Origin of the sequence: Streptomyces sp. NBC_01431, from assembly GCF_036231355.1 — a bacterium.
In the GTDB taxonomy this organism is placed as follows: Bacteria; Actinomycetota; Actinomycetes; order Streptomycetales; family Streptomycetaceae; genus Streptomyces.
Genome location: NZ_CP109497.1, coordinates 286742 through 308343, shown reverse-complemented (window position 1 = coordinate 308343; position 21602 = coordinate 286742). Strand labels below are relative to the sequence as shown.

Here is a 21602-nt window from a genome sequence, read left to right as displayed (position 1 = left end):
GTCCTGGAGAGGGTCACGGGGCCTGGGACAGCAGCTTGCGCAGCACTTCCCCGATCCGCGCCGCGGCGTGCGGTTGGGTCATCTCGCCGTGTCGGCATTCGACGTCGTAGGTGTCGATCTCGCCGCCGACGTACCGCTTCCAGCTACCGGCCCGCAGGTCGAGCTCCTCGGCGCCGACGGCGGCACGGAAGAAGACGAGATCGCCGTCGAAGTGTCCCGGGGCGGCATCCTTGCTGATCCGGATGAGGTTGCGGAACACCTGATAGACGTTGTCCAGCTGTCCGCCGTCGAGCGCCGCCAGCGGCGATCCGGCGGCCCGCAGGGCCGCGGTCACCTGCTCGCCATCGAGCGGGGAAGCGGGGGCCACCAGGCCCGCCGACTCCAGGAGTTCGCGCAGGAACTGCTCCCGGCCCGGCTCCTCGACTCCCGGATTCACATCCAGCGGATACGCGTCGAGCAGACTCAGCAGGGCCACGCGCTCGCCCTGCTGCTGAAGTCGTGCGGCCATCGCCTGGGCCACCACACCGCCGTACGACCAGCCCAGGAGATGGTAGGGCCCGACGGGCTGCACGGTGCGGATCCGGTCGAGGTAGTCGTCGACCAACTCGGTGAAGCTGTGCGGCAGTTCGGCGGCGTCGAGGAGCCCCTTGGCCTGTAGTGCGTACACCGGCCGGTCCGTGTCCACGGCGCGCAGCAGCCCTGAGTAGGGCCAGCCAATGCCCATTCCGGGATGGACGCAGAACAGCGGCGGCCGATCGCCCTGTCGTCTCAGGGGCAGTAGCGCATCGAGCGGGTCGCCGCTCTCCCCGGCGTCCAGGAGCTCGGCCAGGCCCGCCACCGTCGGTGCCTCGAAGACGCTGCGGATCGTCACCTCGATGCCGAAGACGGCCCGGACGCGGTTCGCCAAGTCCACGATGAGCAGGGAGTGGCCGCCCAGGTCGAAGAAGTTGTCGTCTATGCCGACGTTGGACACTCCGAGGACCTCGGCGAACGCCCCGCACAGGATCTCCTCCCGTGGGGTGCGTGGCGGGCGGCCCTGGGACGCGGTGGTGAAGTCGGGTGCGGGCAGGGCCCGTTGGTCGAGTTTGCCGTTGGGCGTCAGCGGCAGTGCGTCGAGTACGACGACGACCGCCGGGACCATGTAGTCGGGCAGGGTCTCGCCCACCCGCCTGCGCAGCGCGGCCGGGTCCGGCCGCTTCTCCGCGGACGCGGGGACCACGTAGCCGACCAGCTGTTTGCGGCCGGGCTGGTCCTCGCGGACCACCACCGCCGTCTGGCCGGTGAGCGGGTCTCCCGCCAGGGCGGACTCGATCTCGCCGAGTTCGATCCGGAATCCGCGGATCTTGACCTGGTCGTCGGAGCGGCCGTGGTAGCGCAGCTCACCGTCGGCCGTCCAGGCGACCACATCACCCGTGCGGTACATCCGGCTGCCGGCTGCCCCGAAGGGATTCGCCACGAACCGCTCGGCGGTCAGTGACGGACGGTTCAGATAGCCGCGCGCCAGACCCGCACCAGCGATGTACAGCTCACCCGGCACCCCCGGCGGCACCAGGGACAGTGCCTCGTCCAGAACGTACGCCTGGGTGTTCCACACCGGTCGCCCGATGGTCGGCGCACCCGTCCCGGCCGACAGCGGCCCACTCACCGAGGCGGCCACCGTCGACTCCGTCGGGCCGTAGGCATTGACCATCGTGCGCCCGGCGGACCAGCGGGCCACCAGCTCGGCCGAGCAGACCTCCCCGCCGACCACCACGCCGCGCAGGCCCGGCAGTCCAGTGGCGGGAAGCCCCCCGAGCACCGAGGCCGCCAGCTGCACGTGGGTGGTCCCGCTCTCGTGGATGAGCTCCGCCAGCTCCCGGCCCACCAGCTTGCGCCGGCCGGCCGACAGCACCAGGGCCGCTCCCGACATGAGGGTCATCGCGACATCCGCGACGAAGGGGTCGAAGTTCGGTGACACCAGTTGCAGCACCCGGCTGTCGGCGTCGATACCGAGCCGCTCCACCTGTAGCGCGGCCATCGAGGCGATGCCGTGGTGGGTCACGACGACGCCCTTGGGGGTGCCGGTGGAGCCCGAGGTGTAGATGACGTACGCCGGGTGCCACACCGTCAGCGGCGCGGTCCGCTCCGCATCCGTCACATCGCCGTCCGCGAGCGCCGCGAGCGCCGCGAGCACGGCCGGTTCGTCAAGGAGCAGCACCTCTCCCACCGCTTCGATCCCGCCGGCGCCGGTGGTCAGCAGCAGAGCGGGGGCGGCGTCGTCCAGCATGAACGCGATCCGGTCCGCCGGATAGTCGGGATCGACCGGAAGATACGCCGCCCCGGCCTTCACCACGGCCAGCAGGGCGACCACGAGGTCCACCGACCGCGGCAGCGCAAGCGCCACGACCCGCTCCGGGCCCACCCCCCGGCCGATCAGCAACCGGGCGAGGCGGTTCGCCCGCGCGTTCAACTCCGCGTAGGAGACCGACTCGTCGCCGTCCACCAACGCCGTGCCGTCCGGAGTCCTCGCCGCCTGTGCCTCCAGCAGCTCCCCCAGGGTTGCCGGAGTCACCGCGCGAGCGGAGTCGTTCCACTCGACGAGCACCCGCTCACGTTCGGCGCCCGACAGAATCTCCACCGCGCCGATGCGCTGCTCCGGAGCGGCGACGACCGACTCCAGGACCCGCACCAGGCGCGCCACCAGTGCTTCGACGGTCTCCCGGTCGAACAGGTCCGCGCTGTAGTGGACAGCGCCGTCGATGCCGTCCGGGGCTCCGTCCTCGGTGTGGCGCTCCGCCAGCTCGAAGGAGAGGTCGAAGGCGGCAGCGCTGCGGTCGACGGGCTCCGGCGTGGCCGTGATGCCGGGCAGTTCGAGGTGGGCCTCGGCGTTGTTCTGCAACGCGAGCATCACCTGGAAAAGCGGGTGCCGGGCCGTGGACCGCTCGGGCCTGAGTGCCTCCACCAGACGCTCGAACGGCACATCCTGATGACCGTACGCCGCCAGATCCCACTCACGGACACGACCCACCAACTCACCGAACGACGGATCCCCCGACGTATCCGTACGCAACACCAACGTGTTCACAAAGAACCCGACAAGATCATCGAGCGCCTCATCCGTACGACCCGCCACCGGCGTGCCCACCACAATGTCGTCACCCGCACCCAACCGCGACAACAACACCGCAAGCCCCGCCTGCAACACCATGAACACACTCGCCCGCCCCGACCGGGCAAGCCCCACCACACCCCGATGCAACCCCCCATCCAAAGCAAACTCCACCAACCCACCACGCCCAGAAGAAACCACCGGACGCGGACGATCCACCGGAAGCATCAACTCCTGCGGAACACCAGCCAACTCACCACACCAGAACCCCAACTGCCGCGAAATCTCACTCCCCGAATCCTCCTCACCACCCAAAACCTCACGCTGCCACAACGCGAAATCCGCATACTGCACCGCAAGACCCGACCACACCGGAACCCCACCCGAAACCCGCGCCCCATACGCAACCGAGAGATCCCGCGACAACGGCCCCAACGACCAACCATCCGCCGCAATATGATGCAACGTCACAAGCAGGACACACTCGGAGTCACTCAGCACGAACAGAGCCGCACGCACCGGAATCTGCACCGCGAGGTCGAACCCGCGCCCGGCCTCCGCCGCCAGCGCGCCGGAGAGCCGATCCTCGGTCACCTCGCACACGGCCCACTCGGCCTCGGCGTGCCCGAGCACGACCTGCGTGGGCTCACCGTCGACCTGGGCGACCAGGGTCCGCAGCGTTTCGTGCCGGGCCACCACGTCGTTCAGGGCGAGCCGCAGCGCTTCTCGGTCCAACGCGCCGGAAAAGCGGAGTCCGAACGAGAGGTTGTAGGCGGCGCTCTCGGTGTCGTAGCGGTTCAGGAACCACAGGCGACGCTGGGCGTAGGAAAGCGGGACGGCTTCGGGCCTGGCATACGGACGCACACCCTGACGCGCACCACCCGCCCCCACCAACTCCACCGCAAGCCGCGCCACCGTCGGCGCCTCAAACAAACTACGAACCGACAACTCCACACCAAACACCGACCGCACCCGCGACACCAACCGCGTAGCAAGCAGCGAATGACCACCCAGATCAAAGAAAGACTCATCCACACCAACCCGGGCCACACCCAACACCTCAGCGAAAAGACCCGCCAAAATCTCCTCACCCGGCCCCCTCGCCCCACGCCCCCCACCAGCCACAACCTCCACAGCCGGCAACGCCCGACGATCCAACTTCCCACTCGACGTCAACGGCAACACATCAAGCACCACAAACAACGACGGCACCATGTACTCCGGAACCACCGCCGCAACCTCACCCCTCAACACCCCAACATCCACCCCACCAACACCAGACGCCGGCACCACAAACGCCACCAACCGCTGATCCCCCACCCCCTCCTCACGCACCACCACCGCAGCCCCACCCACCTGCGAACAACCAGCCAACACCGCCTCAATCTCACCCAACTCAATACGGAAACCCCGCACCTTCACCTGATCATCAACACGCCCCAAAAACTCCAGCACCCCACCCCCACCCCAACGCGCCACATCACCCGTCCGATACATCCGCGAACCCACCCCACCAAACGGATCCGCGACAAAACGCTCCGCGGTGAGCGCCGGCCTGTTCACGTAGCCACGGGCCACCCCGGCCCCCGCCAGATACAGGTCGCCCGCGACCCCCGGCGCCACTGGCCGAAGCTGGGCGTCGAGTACGTACGCCCGGGTGTTGTGGAGCGGGCGGCCGATCGGGGGCCGGGCCGGCACCTCGCCGTCGGTGGCCCACATCGTCGCGTACACGGTCGCCTCGGTGGGACCGTAGATGTTGGCGAGCCGGCCTGCCGAGAGGGCCTGGCGGATGGCGTTGGCGGCCGGTCCGCCGAGCGGTTCACCGGCGAGGACCACGGTGTCCGCGCTCACCGCGAAACCGTCCTGGGCCGCCAGTTGGGCCAACGCCGACGGTACGGCGCTGACCAGCGTTCCCGTGCCGCTCGCCGGCGGTCGCTCGGCCAGCGCGAGGAGATCCTCAAGGATTTCCAGCGTGCCACCGAGCAGCAGCGGCCCGAACATCTCGAAGACGGAGACGTCGAAGTTGAGTGACGTGGTGAAGAGCACGCGGCGCAGCCGCTCGGCACCGATCTCCGCCTTGGCCCAGGCCGCGAGGTTGACGGCGTTCTCGTGCGCGACGAGTACGCCCTTGGGCCGGCCCGTGGAACCGGAGGTGTAGATGACGTAGGCCGGGTGCCGCGGTGACAGCGCGCCGATCCGCTCGGTGTCGGCCGGGTTGCCCGCCGGTCGTGCGGCGAGTGCCGCGGTCGTGGTGGGAGCGTCGAGCGCCAGCACCGGGCTCGTGGTGGCCGGGAGCCCGGCGCCCACCGCTTCGGTGGTGAGCACCAGGGCCGGGGGCGAGTCCTGGAGGATGTAGGCGATCCGGTCCGCCGGGTACTTGGGGTCGACGGGCAGATAACCCGCACCCGACTTCAGGACGGCGAGCACGGCGACGATCATGTGCTCGGAGCGCGGCAGCGAGAGCGCCACCAGTCGTTCGGGACCCGCCCCATGGGCGATCAGGTGGTGCGCGAGCCTGTTCGCCCGCTCGTTGAGCTCCGCGTAGGACAGCTCGACGTCCCCGCAGACCACCGCGATGTTCTCGGGTGTCCGTGCCACTTGGTCCTCGAAGAGCTCAGGCAGGGTCGCCGGGGCGACCTCGTGGCCGGTGTCGTTCCACTCCACGAGGACCTGCTCGCGCTCGCCGGGGTCGAGCACGTCGAGCCCGCCCGACCGCTGCTCCGGGTCGGCCGCGATGGCTTCGAAGATCCGCCGCAGCCGCCCGGTCAGGGCGGTCACGGTCTCCCGGTCGAAGAGCTCGGGCCGGTAGCTCAGCCGCAGCTGGATCCCGTCGTCGGCGGCCGCCGCCAGCGACAGCGGGAAGTGTGTCGCGTCCCGCCCACTGACGCCGGTTATCCGCACGCCGTCGAAGGAGACCTCCAGGGACTCCTCGTCCACCGGATAGTTCTCGAAGACGACCAGGGTGTCGAAGAGGCTGCCCACGCCGGCCAGCGCCTGGACCTCGGTCAGTCCGAGATGCTGATGGTCCATCAACTCCGTCTGCTGTGCCTGGAGTTGGGTGAGGAGCTGCGCCAGGGTCTCGGCCGGGGCGATCCGCACCCGGACCGGCAGGGTGTTGATGAACAGCCCCACCATGCTCTCCACGCCGGTCACCTCCGGTGGCCGGCCGGAGACGGTGGCTCCGAACGTGACGTCGTCCCGGCCGGTCACCGTACCCAGCAGCAGCCCCCACGCCCCTTGGACCAGCGTGTTCACCGTCCATCCCCGACGGCGTGCGAGGGCCGTCAATTCCTCCGAGAGCTTCCTGGGCAGCGCCAGGTCGACGTGCTCCGGAACTCCCGCGCCGGCAGCCGTTTCGGGCGCGACCAGGGTCGGCTCGACGATCCCCGCCAGGGCCTGGCGCCAGGCCGCGGCGGAGTCGTTCCGGTCCTGCTTGCCCAGCCAGGTCAGATAGTCGCGGAAGGGGGCCGGCTTGGGCATGCCGCTCGCATCGCCACGCCGGCGGTACAGCTCGAACAGGTCGCCCGCCACCACCGGAGCCGACCAGCCGTCCATGAGGATGTGGTGGTTGGTCATCACCAGGTGGTGCCGGTCCGTTCCGGTCCTGATGAGCGCGAACCGGACCAGCGGCGGCCGGGCCATGTCGAATCCGCGCACCTGGTCCTCGTCGAGGAACCGGGCAAGAGCGGCCTCCTGCCCGGCGGCGTCCAAGCCGCTGAGGTCGAGGTCGGTCCAGGGCAGCCGGACCTGGCGCCGCACGACCTGCACCGGCGGCGCGCCGTCCTTCTGCCGGAACCCGGCCCGCAGCACCGCATGGCGCTGGAGCAGGGCGCCGGCCGCGAGCCGCAGCACGTCGGCGTCAAGCGGCCCCTCCAGCTCGTAGACGGACTGCACGGTGTAGAGATCCACCGCATCCGCGTCGTAGGACGCGTGGAACAACAACCCTTCCTGCAGAGGCGTCAGGGGAAGAACGTCCTCGATACGCGATTGCTTCACAGTCCGCTCTCCCTCACACGCCGTCTTCGTCGTCGTACTCGTCGTCCAGCTCGTTCTCCAGCTCGTCGATCTGCTCCTGGGTCAGAGACACCAGGGACAGGTCGGACGGGGTGTGGCCGCCCGCTCCGCCCCGCTCGACGTGTGTGACGAACGCTTCAAGAGCCCGCTCCCAGGTCTCGCTCAGCTCCCGTACGTCCCGCTCGGAGAACAGCACCTGCGGCCAGGACCAGGCCGCGGCCAGGCGCGGCCCTTCGGCCTCGTCCTCGGTGAGGGCATTGAGCTCCAGGGCGTGCGCCATGGGAGCGTTGTCGTCCCTGGTTCCGGGGGCGGCCTCGGGCGCGGCCGTCCAGTCGGCGGACGTTTCGGAGGCCCCGGAGAACCGGCCGAGGTAGTTGAACCCGAGCTGCCGCGGCAGCGCGTCGGCCAGCATCGGCTTGGTGTCCAGGTTGAGGTGGCGGAGCATGCCGTAGCCCAGGCCGTTGTCCGGCAGCGCCCGCAACTGCTCCTTGATCCGCTTGATCACCTCACCGGCGGTGCTGCCGCCTGCCCACAGGTCGTCCCAGTCGAGCTGTCCCGGGTCGAGCCGGACGGGGAAGAGGCTGGTGAACCAGCCGACCGTACGGGAGAGATCGACGCCTTCGGCGAACTCCTCGCGGCCATGGCCCTCCAGGTCGACCAGCACGCCGGTTTCGCTCTCATCGTCCTCGCCGCGGCCGCGCCGCCAGTCCGCGACGGCCAGCGCCAGCGCGGCGAGCAGCACGTCGTTGACACCGGCGTTGAACGCCGCCGGCACCGTCGTCAGGAGCGCAGTCGTGCACTCGGTGGAGAGCGCGTGCTTGACGTAGCGCATCGTGCTCGCCACATCCATCGTCGGGTCGAGCGGCCGGTCGCTCAGAAGGACGTCGGGCGTCTCCAGGAGCTCGTTCCACAGATCGACTTCCTTGACCCGCTCTGTCTTGTAGGCGTCGGAGACGAGGAGCTCGGCCCAGTTGCGCAACGACGTGCCGACGGACGGGAGTTCGGGTTCCTTCCCGGCGGCCACCGCCGCCCAGGCCTCGGCCAGGTCCATCTCCAGGATGCGCCAGGAGACGCCGTCCACGACGAGGTGGTGACCGACGAGGAGCAGTCGGCCCTGTTGGCCCGCCCCCGCGTCGAACCAGACCACCTGGAACATCTTCCCGTCCTCGGGCGCGATCCGGGCGCCCGCGGCCTCGGCCTCCTGAGCCAGCAGGGCGGCCATCGCCTCCTCACCGAGGTCTGCCGCCGCCACCCGTCGCGTGCAGTCCGCAGCGCGCACCGCGCCTCGGGGTGCGATGTCGAGGACCCATTCGCCGACACCGGCGGCGGGACGGTCGAGCCGCATGCGCAGTGCGTCATGGTGGTCGAGGATCGCCTGCACTGCCTGGTCCAGCGACTTCTGGTCCAGCTCCTTGGGCGCCCTGAGCAGGCTCGTCTGGCTGAACCGGCCGATCGGGCCGCCCCGTTCGCGCAGCTCGTGGACGATCGGGGTGAGCGGCACCTTGCCGATACCGGCATCGGCTCCGCTGCTGACATGGCCCGCGACCGAACCCGCGGCAGCGGCCAGCGCCTCGACGGTCTTGTGCTGGAACACCGCACGGGGTGTGATCGACAGACCGGCGGTACGGGCCCGGCTGACCAGCTGGATGGAGACGATGCTGTCGCCGCCCAGGTCGAAGAAGTTGTCCTCGACACCTACGTGTTCAAGGCCCAGCAGCTCCGCGAACAGCACGCAGAGGATCTCCTCCTGCGGGGTTCGCGCAGCGGTCATGGACTTCCCCTGCCGGAAGTCCGGGGCGGGCAGGGCCTTGCGGTCGAGCTTGCCGTTCGGGGTCAGCGGCAGCTCGTCGAGTACGACCACCACCGCGGGCACCATGTGCTCCGGAACGGCGGCGCCCATGTGCTTGCGCAGCACGGTCGGGTCCAGCTTCTTGTGCGCTGTCGCCGGGACCGCGTAACCGATCAGCTGCTGCTGGCCCGGCTGGTCCTCGCGGACGGCCGCCGCGGCCTGGCCCACTTCGGGGTGAGCGGCCAACACGGCCTCGATTTCGCCGAGTTCGATCCGGAAGCCGCGCAGCTTCACCTGGTCGTCGGCGCGGCCGACGTACTCCAGCTGCCCGGCCGCCGTACGGCGCGCCAGGTCGCCGGTCCGGTAGAGCCGGCCGCCGGCCGGTCCATAAGGGTCGGCGACAAAGCGTTCGGCGGTCAGGGCGGGGCGGTTGAGGTAGCCGCGGGCGAGCTGGTCGCCCGCGATGCAGACCTCGCCCGTGACTCCGTCCGGCACCGGACGGAGCAGTCCGTCCAGTACGTACACCTGGGTGTTCCACACCGGACGGCCGATCGGGACAGTTACGGGGCCGTCGCCGAGGCCGTCAAGGCTTCCGGCCGTGGCCTGGACGGTGGCCTCGGTCGGACCGTACACATTGATCACGCGTGCGTCCCAGGCCGCGGCCGCTTCTCTGGCCAGCGCCACCGGAAGTGCCTCACCGCCCGAGAGGAGCGCCCGGATGCCGCGGCCCCGCTCGTCCAGCGGCGTCGCGGCCAGCAGGGACGGGACGAACTGGGCCACCGTGACGCCCTGGTGTCCAATGAACGCGAGCAGCTGCTCGGGGTCGCGGGTCGCCTCGGGCGACGCCATGGCCACGGCCGCGCCGGAGACCAGCGGTGTCCACAGCTCACCGCCGGCCGCGTCGAAACTGACCGGGGTGCGGGCGAGCACCACGTCCTGCGGGGTCAGCCCGATCTCCGCGGCGAGCCAGCGCAGTTGGTTGGCGAGGCCGGCGTGGGTGACGACGACGCCCTTGGGGGTGCCGGTGGAGCCCGAGGTGTAGATGACGTACGCAGGGTGCCGAGCGGTGAGCGCGGTGATCCGGTCCGCGTCCCTCACGTCGGCGTCCGAATGGACCGCAAGGGCCTCGGCGGTCCCCGGCTCGTCGAGCAGCAGGACCGGTGCCGCTGTCTCGATCGGGGTCCCGCTCGTGGTCAGCACCAGAGCGGGGGCGGCGTCCTTCAGCATGAAGGCGATGCGCTCGGCCGGGTACTCCGGGTCGACGGGCAGATAGGCGGCGCCCGTCTTGACGACCGCGAGCAGGGCCACCATCAGGTCCGCGGAGCGGGGCAGGGCCAGCGCCACCACCTGCTCGGGGCCCGCTCCCCGGCCGATCAGCAGCCTGGCGAGGCGGTTGGCTCGGGCGTTCAGCACCTGGTAGGTGACGGTCTCGTCGCCGACAGCGAGAGCGGTACTGCCCGGGGCTCGGGCCACCTGCGCCTCGAACAGCTCCGGCAGGGTGGCCGGAGCAAGCTGGTGCGCGGAGGCGTTCCACGTCACGAGGGCCCGTTCGCGCTCGGCCTGCGACAGCACCTCCACGGAGCCGATCCGGCGTCCGGGTTCGGCGACGACCGACTCCAGGACCCGCACCAGGCGCGCCACCAGTGCTTCGACGGTCTCCCGGTCGAACAGGTCCGCGCTGTATTGGAGGAAGCCGTCGATGCCGTCCGGCGTGCCGTCGGCGGCGAAGCGCTCGGTGAAGTCGAGGGCCAGATCGAACTTGCTCGTGGCGATGTCCACCGGCTCCGGCGTGGCCGTGATGCCGGGCAGTTCGAGGTGGGCCTCGGCGTTGTTCTGCAACGCGAGCATCACCTGGAAAAGCGGGTGCCGGGCCGTGGACCGCTCGGGCCTGAGTGCCTCCACCAGACGCTCGAACGGCACATCCTGATGACCGTACGCCGCCAGATCCCACTCACGGACACGACCCACCAACTCACCGAACGACGGATCCCCCGACGTATCCGTACGCAACACCAACGTGTTCACAAAGAACCCGACAAGATCATCGAGCGCCTCATCCGTACGACCCGCCACCGGCGTGCCCACCACAATGTCGTCACCCGCACCCAACCGCGACAACAACACCGCAAGCCCCGCCTGCAACACCATGAACACACTCGCCCGCCCCGACCGGGCAAGCCCCACCACACCCCGATGCAACCCCCCATCCAAAGCAAACTCCACCAACCCACCACGCCCAGAAGAAACCACCGGACGCGGACGATCCACCGGAAGCATCAACTCCTGCGGAACACCAGCCAACTCACCACACCAGAACCCCAACTGCCGCGAAATCTCACTCCCCGAATCCTCCTCACCACCCAAAACCTCACGCTGCCACAACGCGAAATCCGCATACTGCACCGCAAGACCCGACCACACCGGAACCCCACCCGAAACCCGCGCCCCATACGCAACCGAGAGATCCCGCGACAACGGCCCCAACGACCAACCATCCGCCGCAATATGATGCAACGTCAGAAGTAGTACACACTCGGAGTCACTCAGCACGAACAGAGCCGCCCGGAGGGGGATGTCGAGCGAGAGGTCGAAGCCCTCTCCCGCCTCGGCGGCGAGCGCCCGTGCGAGCGACTCCTCGGTCACCTCGCGTACGGTCCAGTCGACTTCGGCCTCATCGAGGAGCACTTGGCGGGGCGTGCCGTCGAACTCGGGGTAGATAGTGCGCAGGCTCTCGTGCCGGGCCACCACGTCGTCCAGGGCAAGCCGCAGCGCTTCTCGGTCCAACGCACCGGAAAGGCGCAGGGAGTGCATGACGTTGTAGGCGCCGCTGCCATCATCGAACCGGTTCAGGAACCACTGGCCACGCTGGGCGTAGGAAAGCGGGACGGCTTCGGGCCTGGCATACGGACGCACACCCTGACGCGCACCACCCGCCCCCACCAACTCCACCGCAAGCCGCGCCACCGTCGGCGCCTCAAACAAACTACGAACCGACAACTCCACACCAAACACCGACCGCACCCGCGACACCAACCGCGTAGCAAGCAGCGAATGACCACCCAGATCAAAGAAAGACTCATCCACACCAACCCGGGCCACACCCAACACCTCAGCGAAAAGACCCGCCAAAATCTCCTCACCCGGCCCCCTCGCCCCACGCCCCCCACCAGCCACAACCTCCACAGCCGGCAACGCCCGACGATCCAACTTCCCACTCGACGTCAACGGCAACACATCAAGCACCACAAACAACGACGGCACCATGTACTCCGGAACCACCGCCGCAACCTCACCCCTCAACACCCCAACATCCACCCCACCAACACCAGACGCCGACACCACAAACGCCACCAACCGCTGATCCCCCACCCCCTCCTCACGCACCACCACCGCAGCCCCACCCACCTGCGAACAACCAGCCAACACCGCCTCAATCTCACCCAACTCAATACGGAAACCCCGCACCTTCACCTGATCATCAACACGCCCCAAAAACTCCAGCACCCCACCCCCACCCCAACGCGCCACATCACCCGTCCGATACATCCGCGAACCCACCCCACCAAACGGATCCGCGACAAAACGCTCCGCGGTCATGGACGGCCGGTGCAGATAGCCGCGCGCCAGTTGCACGCCGGCCAGATAGAGGTCACCCGCGACCCCGGGCGCCACCGGCCGCAGCGCTGAATCCAGTACGTAGACCCGGGTGTTCCACACCGGACGGCCGATCGGCACCACACTCGCGGTGTCTTCCGCACGGCACTGCCAGAAGGTGACGTCCACCGACGCCTCGGTCGGGCCGTACAGGTTGTGCAGCTCCGCGTCGAGCACCCCGAAGAACTCGTCGCGCAGCGAGGCGGACAGGGCTTCACCGCTGCACACGACGCGGCGCAGCGCCGTGCACCCGGCCGCCGCCGGCTCGGCGAGGAACGCTCGCAGCATGGACGGCACGAAGTGCGCCGTCGTCACGCCTTCGGTACGTATCACCTCGGCCAGGTACGCCGGGTCCTTGTGCCCGTCGGGCTTGGCGACCACGAGGGTGGCACCCTCGGTGAGCGGCCAGAAGAACTCCCACACCGATACGTCGAAGCCGGCCGGGGTCTTCTGCAGCACCCGATCGTCGGCCGCCAGTGCGTACTGCCCCTGCATCCAGGCGAGGCGGTTGACGATGCCGCAGTGCGGGACCACCACGCCCTTGGGCCGGCCGGTGGAACCGGAGGTGTAGATGACGTAGGCCGGGTGCCGGGCGTCCAGTGGCGCCGTCCGGTCCGAGTCCGTCACATCATCGTCCGTGTACCCGGCGAGCGCCTCGATGCTCTGCGGAGCATCGACGACGAGCACCGGGGTGTCGCCGGCGGGCAGCGTCTCGGCCGTCGCCCCGTTGGTCAGGAGCAGGCGGGGCCGGGACTCCTCGATGACGTACGTGATCCGCTCAGCGGGGTGATCCGGATCGAGGGGGAGGTAGGCGGCGCCCGCCTTCTCCACCGCCAGCAGCGAGATGATCAGGTCGAGCGAGCGCGGCACCGCGAGCGCCACGAACTGCTCGGGTCCGGCGCCCTGTTCGATGAGGTGGCGGGCCAACCGGTTGGCTCGGGAGTTCAGTTCCGCGTATGTGAGTGACTGCCCCTCGAACACCACGGCGGTGCGGTCCGGTATCTGCGCGGCCCTCTCCTCGAACAGCTGGGGCAGGGTGGCTCCGCCGGCTTCATGCCTGCCGCGCGAGGGGTGGTGCGTGTCGTTCCACTGCGTGAGGACCAGCTTGCGCTCACCGTCCGTCAGGACGTCGAGCGAGGCGACGCTCCGCTGCGGGTCGGCCGCGACCGCCTCGAAGATCCGGACGAGACGCGCGACGAGCGACTCGGCGGAGGTCCGGTCCACCAGGTCGGGGCGGTGCCCCACCCGCAGGACCATGCGCTCGCCGGGATAGGCGATGAGGCTCAGGGGGTAGTGCGTGGCGTCGCGGCCGGTGAATCCCGAGACGCGTACGCCGTCGACCGACTTGTTCAGGTCCCGCGAGTCGAAGGGGTAGTTCTCGAAGACGGCGAGCGTGTCGAAGAGCGCGCGGTGACCGGCGAGCCGCTGGATCTCGGTGAGCCCGAGGTGGTGGTGGTCCATCAGGTCGGTCTGCTGTTCCTGGATCCGTGCGAACAGCTCCGCGAGCGACTCGGCGTGGTGGAAGCCCACCCGTACCGGAATGGTGTTGATGAACAGACCCACCATCGACTGGACACCGGGCAACTCGGCCGGACGGCCGGAGACGGTGGCGCCGAACAGCACGTCGCTGCGCCCCGTGGCCGCGGCGAGCAACAGGCCCCAGGCGCCCTGGACGAGGGTGTTCATCGTCCATCCCTGGGCGCGGGCAAGGGAGTTGAGCTTGGCCGTGACCTCTTCGGACAGCTCGACGGTGAATTCCTGCGGCGCCACCCGCACCCCGTTGGCCGCGTCGGCCGGGGCGAGCAGGGTGGGCTCCACGTCTCCGTCGAGGGCCGCGCGCCACGCCGTCTCGGCGCCGCCCCGGTCCTGCTGGGAGAGCCAGGCGAGGTAGTCGCGGTAGGGCGTCACCTTCGGCAGGGCCGTCTCGTCCCCGCTCCGCGCGTACAGCTCGAACAGGTCGTTCACCACGAGGGGGAAGGACCAGCCGTCGAGCAGAATGTGGTGGAAGGAGAGCACGAGACGGTACTGGTCCTGCGCCAGGCGCGCGAGGGTGAAGCGCAGCAGTGGCGGGCGGCTGAGGTCGAACCGGCGGGTCCGCTCGGTCTCGGCGACACGGGCGAACGCGGCCTCCCGCTCCTCGGCGTCCATCGCCGCCAAGTCCACTTCCTGCCAGGGCAGTTCACACTGGTGCGGAATGACCTGGACCGGCCGGCTCAGCTTCTCGTGCCGGAAGCCGGCACCCAGATTGGGGTAGCGGCGCAGCAGCGCCTCACCGGCGGCGCGCAGGCGCGCCGGATCGAGGGGGCCTTCGAGATCGAAGGTGAGCTGCGCCGTGTAGGCGTCGACCGCGTTCTCGTCGTAGAGCGCGAGGAAGAGCATGCCCTCTTGCAGGGGCGACAGGGGCAGAACGTCGGCGATTCCCGGCTTGGTCATGAGGTCCTCCACTCGGATTCCAACAGGTCGATCTCTTCTTGCGACAACGACACCAACGGAAGGTCCGAGGGAGTCCAGCCACTGGCGCCGGCCCGTTCCACATGGGCCGACAGCGCGTCCAGGGCGTCGAACCAGGCCTCTGCCAGTTCGCGCACGTCGGGCTCGGACAACACTCCGTCCGGCCACGACCAGGTGGCGACAAGCCTGGGGCCGTCCGCGCCGTCCTGGGTCAGCGCATTGAGTTCCAGAAGGTGGGCGAGCGGCAGCTCGGAGTCGGCTCCGGCGCTCAGCACGTCCACCAGGGGGTCGGGGGTCCACTCCGCTGCCTCTGCCTCCGCGGGGGCGGCGAAGCGACCCAGGTAGTTGAACGACAGCTGCGGGCTCGGGTGGGCCGCCAGTACCGTGCCCGTCGACGGGTTGAGATGGCGGAGCATGCCGAAGCCGATGCCGTTGTCCGGCAGCGTCCGCAGCTGCTCCTTCACCCGCTTGAGCGCCTCTGCGGCGGCCGGGCCCGCGGACCGCACCTCGTCCCGCCCCACCCGGCCCGGGTCGAGCCGGACGGGGAAGAGGCTGGTGAACCAGCCGACCGTACGGGAGAGGTCGATGCCCGGGGCGAACTCCTCCCGGCCGTGGCCTTCCACGTCGAGCAGCACCGCGGTGCCCTCGCCGCCGCGGCGCCGGCGCCAGTCGGCCACGGCGATGGCCAGCGCGGTGAGCAGCACATCGTTGACCGCGGCGTTGAACGCGCTGGGCACGCTGGTCAGGACGGGAACCGTCCGTTCCGGTTCCAGGCTCAGGGTGAGCTGGGCGGCCGCTCCCGTGGTGTCCCGGCCCGGGTCAAGCGGCCGAGTTCCCAGCGGCTTGCCCGTCTTGTTCAACTGGCTTTCCCAGAAGGGGAGTTCGGCGATCCGCTCGGGGCTTCGGGCCGAGGCGGTCAGCTGTTGGGACCAGCGGCGGAACGAGGTGCCCACCGGTTGCAGTTCGGCCGGCCGGCCGGAGCCCGCGGCTCGCCAGGCCTCGATGAGGTCGGGCACCAGAATCCGCCAGGACACGCCGTCGACCACCACGTGGTGCAGGGCGAGGAGGAGCTTGCCCGGCCGCCCCGGTCCGGCATCGAACCAGACTGCCTGAACCATGCGGCCGGCGGCTGGGGCCAGCCGTCCGAGGGCCTCCTGCGTAGCGGCAGCGATCGCTTCGCGCAGCGCGCTGTCGTCGCCCGCCGCGGCCAACGCCGCGATGTCGGTCCGCACGACGCACTCCTCGGCCCGTACGGTGCCGGGCAGGGCGACATCAAGGGCCCACGGTTCGCCGTCCGCGCCCCGGGTCAGCGTCATGCGCAACGCGTCGTGGTGGTCGAGCAGGTCCTGAAGGGCTCGCGCCAGCCGCTCCCGGCCCAGGTCCGCCGGGACCCTGATCAGCATGGTCTGGCTGAATCGGTCCACCGGACCACCGCGTTCGCGCTGCCACTCGATGATCGGGGTGGGCCGGATCGGCCCGACGCCGTTGTCCGCCGCGCCGGTGGGCCGCTGGGCCTCCTGGGTGCCGGCGGCGGCGAGCGCCGCGACCGTGCGGTGGCGGAACACATCGCGTGCGGTGATGACGAGGCCCGCCTTGCGGGCGCCGCTGACCAGCTGGATGGAGACGATGCTGTCGCCGCCCAGGTCGAAGAAGCTGTCCTCGACGCCTACCTGTTCCAGGCCGAGCAGCTCCGCGAACAGTCCGCACAGCACCTCTTCCTGCCATGTGCCCGGGGCGCGACCGGCTCCCGTACCGGTGCGCTCGGGGGCGGGCAGAGCCTTGTGGTCCAGCTTGCCGTTCGGCGTGAAGGGCAGCCGTTCCAGGGGCACGAAGGCGGTCGGCACCATGTAGTCGGGCAGGGCCTGGGCGGCATGCTTGCGCAGCTCTGCCTGGTCCGGGTCGGCACCGGACGCCGGTACCACATATGCGACGAGTTGTTTGTGCCCCGGGCGGTCCTCCCGGATGGTCGCCACGGCGCGTTCGATGTCGACGTGACGGGCCAGTACGGCTTCGATCTCGCCCAGCTCGATGCGGAAGCCGCGCAGCTTCACCTGGTCGTCGGCCCGGCCCAGGTAGGCGAGCTCTCCGGCGTCCGTCCACTTGACGACGTCACCCGTGCGGTACATCCGGGCACCCGGCGGGCCGTACGGACTGGCCACGAACCGCTCAGCAGTGAGCGAAGGCCGGTGGAGATAGCCGCGCGCGAGTCCGTCGCCCGCGATGTACAGCTCGCCGACGACACCGGGCGGCACGGGCCGCAGCCCCGCGTCGAGCACGTAGACCCGGGTGTTCCACACCGGCCTGCCGATCGGCGGGGCGCCGGTCCGCGGCGACAGCGGGGCGCTCATGGTCGCCGCCACCGTCGCCTCCGTCGGCCCGTACGCGTTGACCATCCGGCGGCCCGGGGCCCAGCGTGCGATGAGCTCGGCGGAGCAGGCCTCACCGCCCACCACCAGGGTCCGCAGGGTGGGCAGGTCCGCGGCCGGAACGCTGGCGAGGGCGGTCGGCGGGATCAACGCATGGGTGACCCGGTTACCGGCGAGGACCTCTGCCAGCGCGTCGCCGACGAGCGGGCCGGGTGGCGGGACCACCAGCGCCGCACCGGTCGCCAGCGCCATGCACACCTCAAGCACCGCGGCGTCGAAGCTGGGCGAGGCGTACTGAAGGACACGGCTGTCCGGGGTGACGAAGAAGCGGGCGGCCTCCGTCGCGGCGAAGGGGGCCAGGCCCCGATGGGTGACCACGACGCCCTTCGGCGTCCCGGTGGAGCCGGAGGTGTAGATGACGTAGGCGGGATGGTCGACGCTCAGCGCCATGGTGCGCTCGATGTCCCGTACGTCACCGGCGTCCATCCCCGCCGCCTGCGCGGTGACGGGGTCCCCATCGACGACCAGTCGGCGCGGGCCCGGTGTTCCGGGTAGCGCGCCGTTGACGGCCGATGTGGTCAGGAGCAGGGCCGGCGCGGCGTCTTCGAGGATGAAGGCGATGCGGTCGGCGGGATAGTCGGGGTCGACCGGAAGGTAGGCCGCGCCGGCCTTGACCACCGCTGTCAGTGCAGTGATCAGCTCGACGGAGCGGGGCATGGCGAGCGCCACCACCTGCTCGGGGCCGATCCCGCGCCCGATGAGGAAGCGGGCGAGGCGGTTGGCGCGCGCGTTGAGTTCCGCGTAGGTGATCGACTCGTCGCCGAAGACCAGCGCGGGCCGCTCCGGGGCCCTGGCGGCCTGCTCCTCGATCAACTGCGGCAGGGTCGCCGGGTCGATGGCGCGGGCGGTGTCGTTCCAGCCCACGAGGACCTGCTCGCGTTCGTCCGCGGACAGCAGCTCGACCTGGCCCAGGGGAAGTTCCGGGTCGGCGACCACGGCCTCAAGGAGGCGGACGAGGCGGGCCACCATGGCTTCGACGGTGGCCCGGTCGAAGAGGTCCGTGCTGTATTCCACGACGCCTTCGACCCCGCGAGGCGCGCCGTCGTCGCCGTAGCGCTCCACCAGGTCGAAGGTGAGGTCGAACTTGGCGGTCGAGGTGCGCAGTTGGCGCATCCGCGCGTCGAGGCCCGGCAGGTCGAGACGGGGCTCCGGGTTGTTCTGCAACGCGAGCATCACCTGGAACAGGGGGTGCCGGGAGGTGGACCGCTCCGGATTGACGGCTTCCACCACGCGCTCGAAAGGCACGTCCTGGTGCGCGTACGCGGCCAGGTCGAATTCCCTTACTCGATCGAGGAGTTGACGGAAGCCGGGATCGCCCGAGGTGTCCGTGCGCAGCACCAGTGTGTTGACGAAGAAGCCGACGAGGTGGTCGAGCGCCTCGTCCGTACGGCCCGCGACCGGGGTTCCGATCGGGATGTCGTGGCCCGCGCCGAGCCGTGAGAGCAGCGCCGCGAGCCCCGCCTGGAGCGCCATGAAGAGCGTCGAGCGGTTCTCGCCCGACAGCTGCGCGAGTCCGCGGTGCAGGGCGGGGGAAAGCCTGAAGTCCACCAGGCCGCCGCTCGCGCTCAGCACCGCGGGGCGGGGCCGGTCGGCCGGCAGGTTCAGCTCGGCGGGGATGCCCTCCAGGGCCTGCCGCCAGTGGGTCATCTGCTGTGACACCGGGCTCACCGGGTCCTGGTCGTCGCCCAGGACCCGATGCTGCCACAGGGCGAAGTCGGCGTACTGGACGGGGAGTTCATGCCACTGGGGCGAGTTGCCGGAGCACCGCGCGGTGTACGCCAGCGACAGGTCCCGCGCCAGCGGGTCCAGCGACCAGCCGTCGGCGGCTATGTGGTGGATGGTCAGGACGAGTACGTGCTCGCGGTCGCCGAGCGTGTACAGATGCGCGCGGAGCGGGAGTTGGGCCGAGAGGTCGAAGGGGCGCCCCGCTTCGGTGGTGACCGCCTCCCGCAACCCTGTCCGCGACACCTCGGTCTCGGCCGGAACGACGGAGGCGACCGGCCGGACCAGCTGCCGCGGCACGCCGTCGACCTCAGGAAACACCGTGCGCAGGCTTTCGTGCCGGGCCACCACGTCATTCAGCGCGGACCTCAGTGCGCCGCGGTCCAAGTCGCCGGCCAGGCGCAGCTCGAACGCGAGGTTGTAGGTGGACCCGCCGCCCTCGAAGCGGTCCAGGAACCACAGGCGGCGCTGGGCGAACGACAGGGGCAGGGCGCCGGGCCGTTCCTGGCGGCGTACGCCTTCCCGGGCGGCGTCCGCGCCCGCGAGGGGGCCGGCCAGCAGGGCCGGCGTGGGCGATTCGAAGAGCGTGGCGACGGCGAGCTCGACACCCAGCTCCGAGCGCACCCGCGACACCAGGCGTGTGGCGAGCAGCGAGTGGCCGCCCAGGTCGAAGAAGCTGTCCTCCGCTCCGACCCGCGCCACCCCAAGGACCTCGGCGAACAGCCGGCACAGGGTCTCCTCCTGCGGGGTGCGCGGGGCACGGCTCGTCGTGGCACGGGGGGTTTCTGGGGCGGGCAGCGCCTTGCGGTCGAACTTCCCGTTAATGGTCAGGGGCACCTGGTCGAGGACGACGAAGGCCGAGGGCACCATGTAGTCGGGCAGCCGCTCGGCCGAGCGGGCGCGGAGTGCGTCGAGATCGGGCGAGGTGCCCGCGTCGGGGACGACATAGGCGACGAGGCGTTTGTCGCCGGGGCGATCCTCACGCACCACCACGACTGCCTGCGCCACCTGGGCCTGAACCGCGAGCACCGCCTCGATCTCACCCAGCTCGATCCGGAACCCCCGGATCTTCACCTGATCGTCCGCACGGCCCACGAACTCCAGCTCACCGTCGGCGGTCCACCGCGCCACGTCGCCGGTGCGATACATCCGGCTGCCCGCCACACCGAACGGGTCCGCCACGAACCGCTCCGCCGTCAGAGCGCCGCGGTTCAGATAGCCGCGTGCCAGTCCCGCGCCCGCGACATACAGCTCCCCGGCAACGCCCTCCGGCACCGGACGCAGCTCCGAATCCAGCACGTAGACCGCCAGATCCGGAATCTCCCGGCCGATCACACTCCCGGCGCTCCGCGCCACCCGGCCCGAATCCAGCGCCACGTAACTCACGTGCACCGTCGTCTCGGTGATCCCGTACATGTTCACCAGGACGGGCGCCGCGTCCGCGTGCCGCTGGTACCACTCCTCCAGCCGCCACACGTCCAGCGCCTCACCGCCGAACACCACATGGCGCAGTGCGAGCCGGCCGTTCTCACCGGCCTCACGGTCCGCCGCCGCCAGCTGGTAGAAGGCCGACGGTGTCTGGCTCAGCACCGTCACCCGCTCCCGCACCAGCAGATCCCGGAACTCCCCCGGAGAACGGCTCACCGTGAACGGCACCACCACGAGCCGCCCGCCGTGCAGCAACGGGCCCCAGATCTCCCACACGGAGAAGTCGAACGCGAAGGAATGGAACAGCGTCCATACGTCATCGGCGCCGAATCCGAACCAGTGGTCCGTGGCCGAGAACAACCGCACCACATTGCCGTGCGGGACCACCACGCCCTTGGGCCGCCCTGTCGACCCCGACGTATAGATCACATAGGCGGCCGAGAGGGCGGACAGCCGGCCCAACCGCTCGGCCGCCGTCACATTCCCCGACGGAAAGGTACTCAGATCCACCGCGTTCAGCACGTTCGTGTCCAGCACGAAGGAGGGCGCCGCGTCCTCCAGCATGAACGCGACCCGCTCGGCCGGGCAGTCGGGGTCGATCGGCACATACGCGGCGCCCGCCTTCAACACCGCGAGCACCGCCACCACCACGTCCACGGACCGCTCAAGGGAGACGGCCACCAATTGCTCCGGCCGCACGCCCTGAGCGATCAGGTACCGCGCCAGCCGGTTCGCCCGAGCGTTCAACTCGCCATACGAAACGGACTCGTCCTCGAAAACCACCGCCACACGCTCCGGCGCCCTCACCACCTGCGCCTCGAACAACTCCGGCAGGGTCGCCGTTTGGATCTGATCGGACATGGCTGAACACCTCAAATGAGCATGGCTGTGGAGAACCGGACAGACGGGTTACTTGAATTCGAGGCAAGCGGTGAGAAACCGGCCCGGGGAAAAGAGAAACGATCGGGGCGGATATGGGGCTTCCGGGCACCACGCCCTCGGAAGACCTCTCCGACCCCGACCGTCACCT

2 protein-coding genes and 1 pseudogene are annotated in these 21602 nt (G+C 70.0%); all 3 read right to left on the bottom strand.

Annotated elements, in window-relative coordinates; genetic code table 11:
- Positions 1 to 13: 13 nt before the first annotated feature.
- The gene (locus tag OG522_RS38770; RefSeq protein WP_329468144.1) at positions 14 to 7084 is read right to left on the bottom strand and encodes a non-ribosomal peptide synthetase; all 7071 of its coding nucleotides are present in this window, start codon (positions 7082 to 7084) and stop codon (positions 14 to 16) included.
- Positions 7085 to 7097: 13 nt separating this feature from the next.
- The gene (locus OG522_RS38765) at positions 7098 to 14978 is read right to left on the bottom strand and encodes a non-ribosomal peptide synthetase (RefSeq protein WP_329468143.1); all 7881 of its coding nucleotides are present in this window, start codon (positions 14976 to 14978) and stop codon (positions 7098 to 7100) included.
- Positions 14975 to 21418 (bottom strand): annotated as a pseudogene (locus OG522_RS38760) (amino acid adenylation domain-containing protein); the annotation flags it as partial. The gene OG522_RS38765 and the pseudogene OG522_RS38760, both read right to left, overlap by 4 nt.
- Positions 21419 to 21602: the final 184 nt, after the last annotated feature.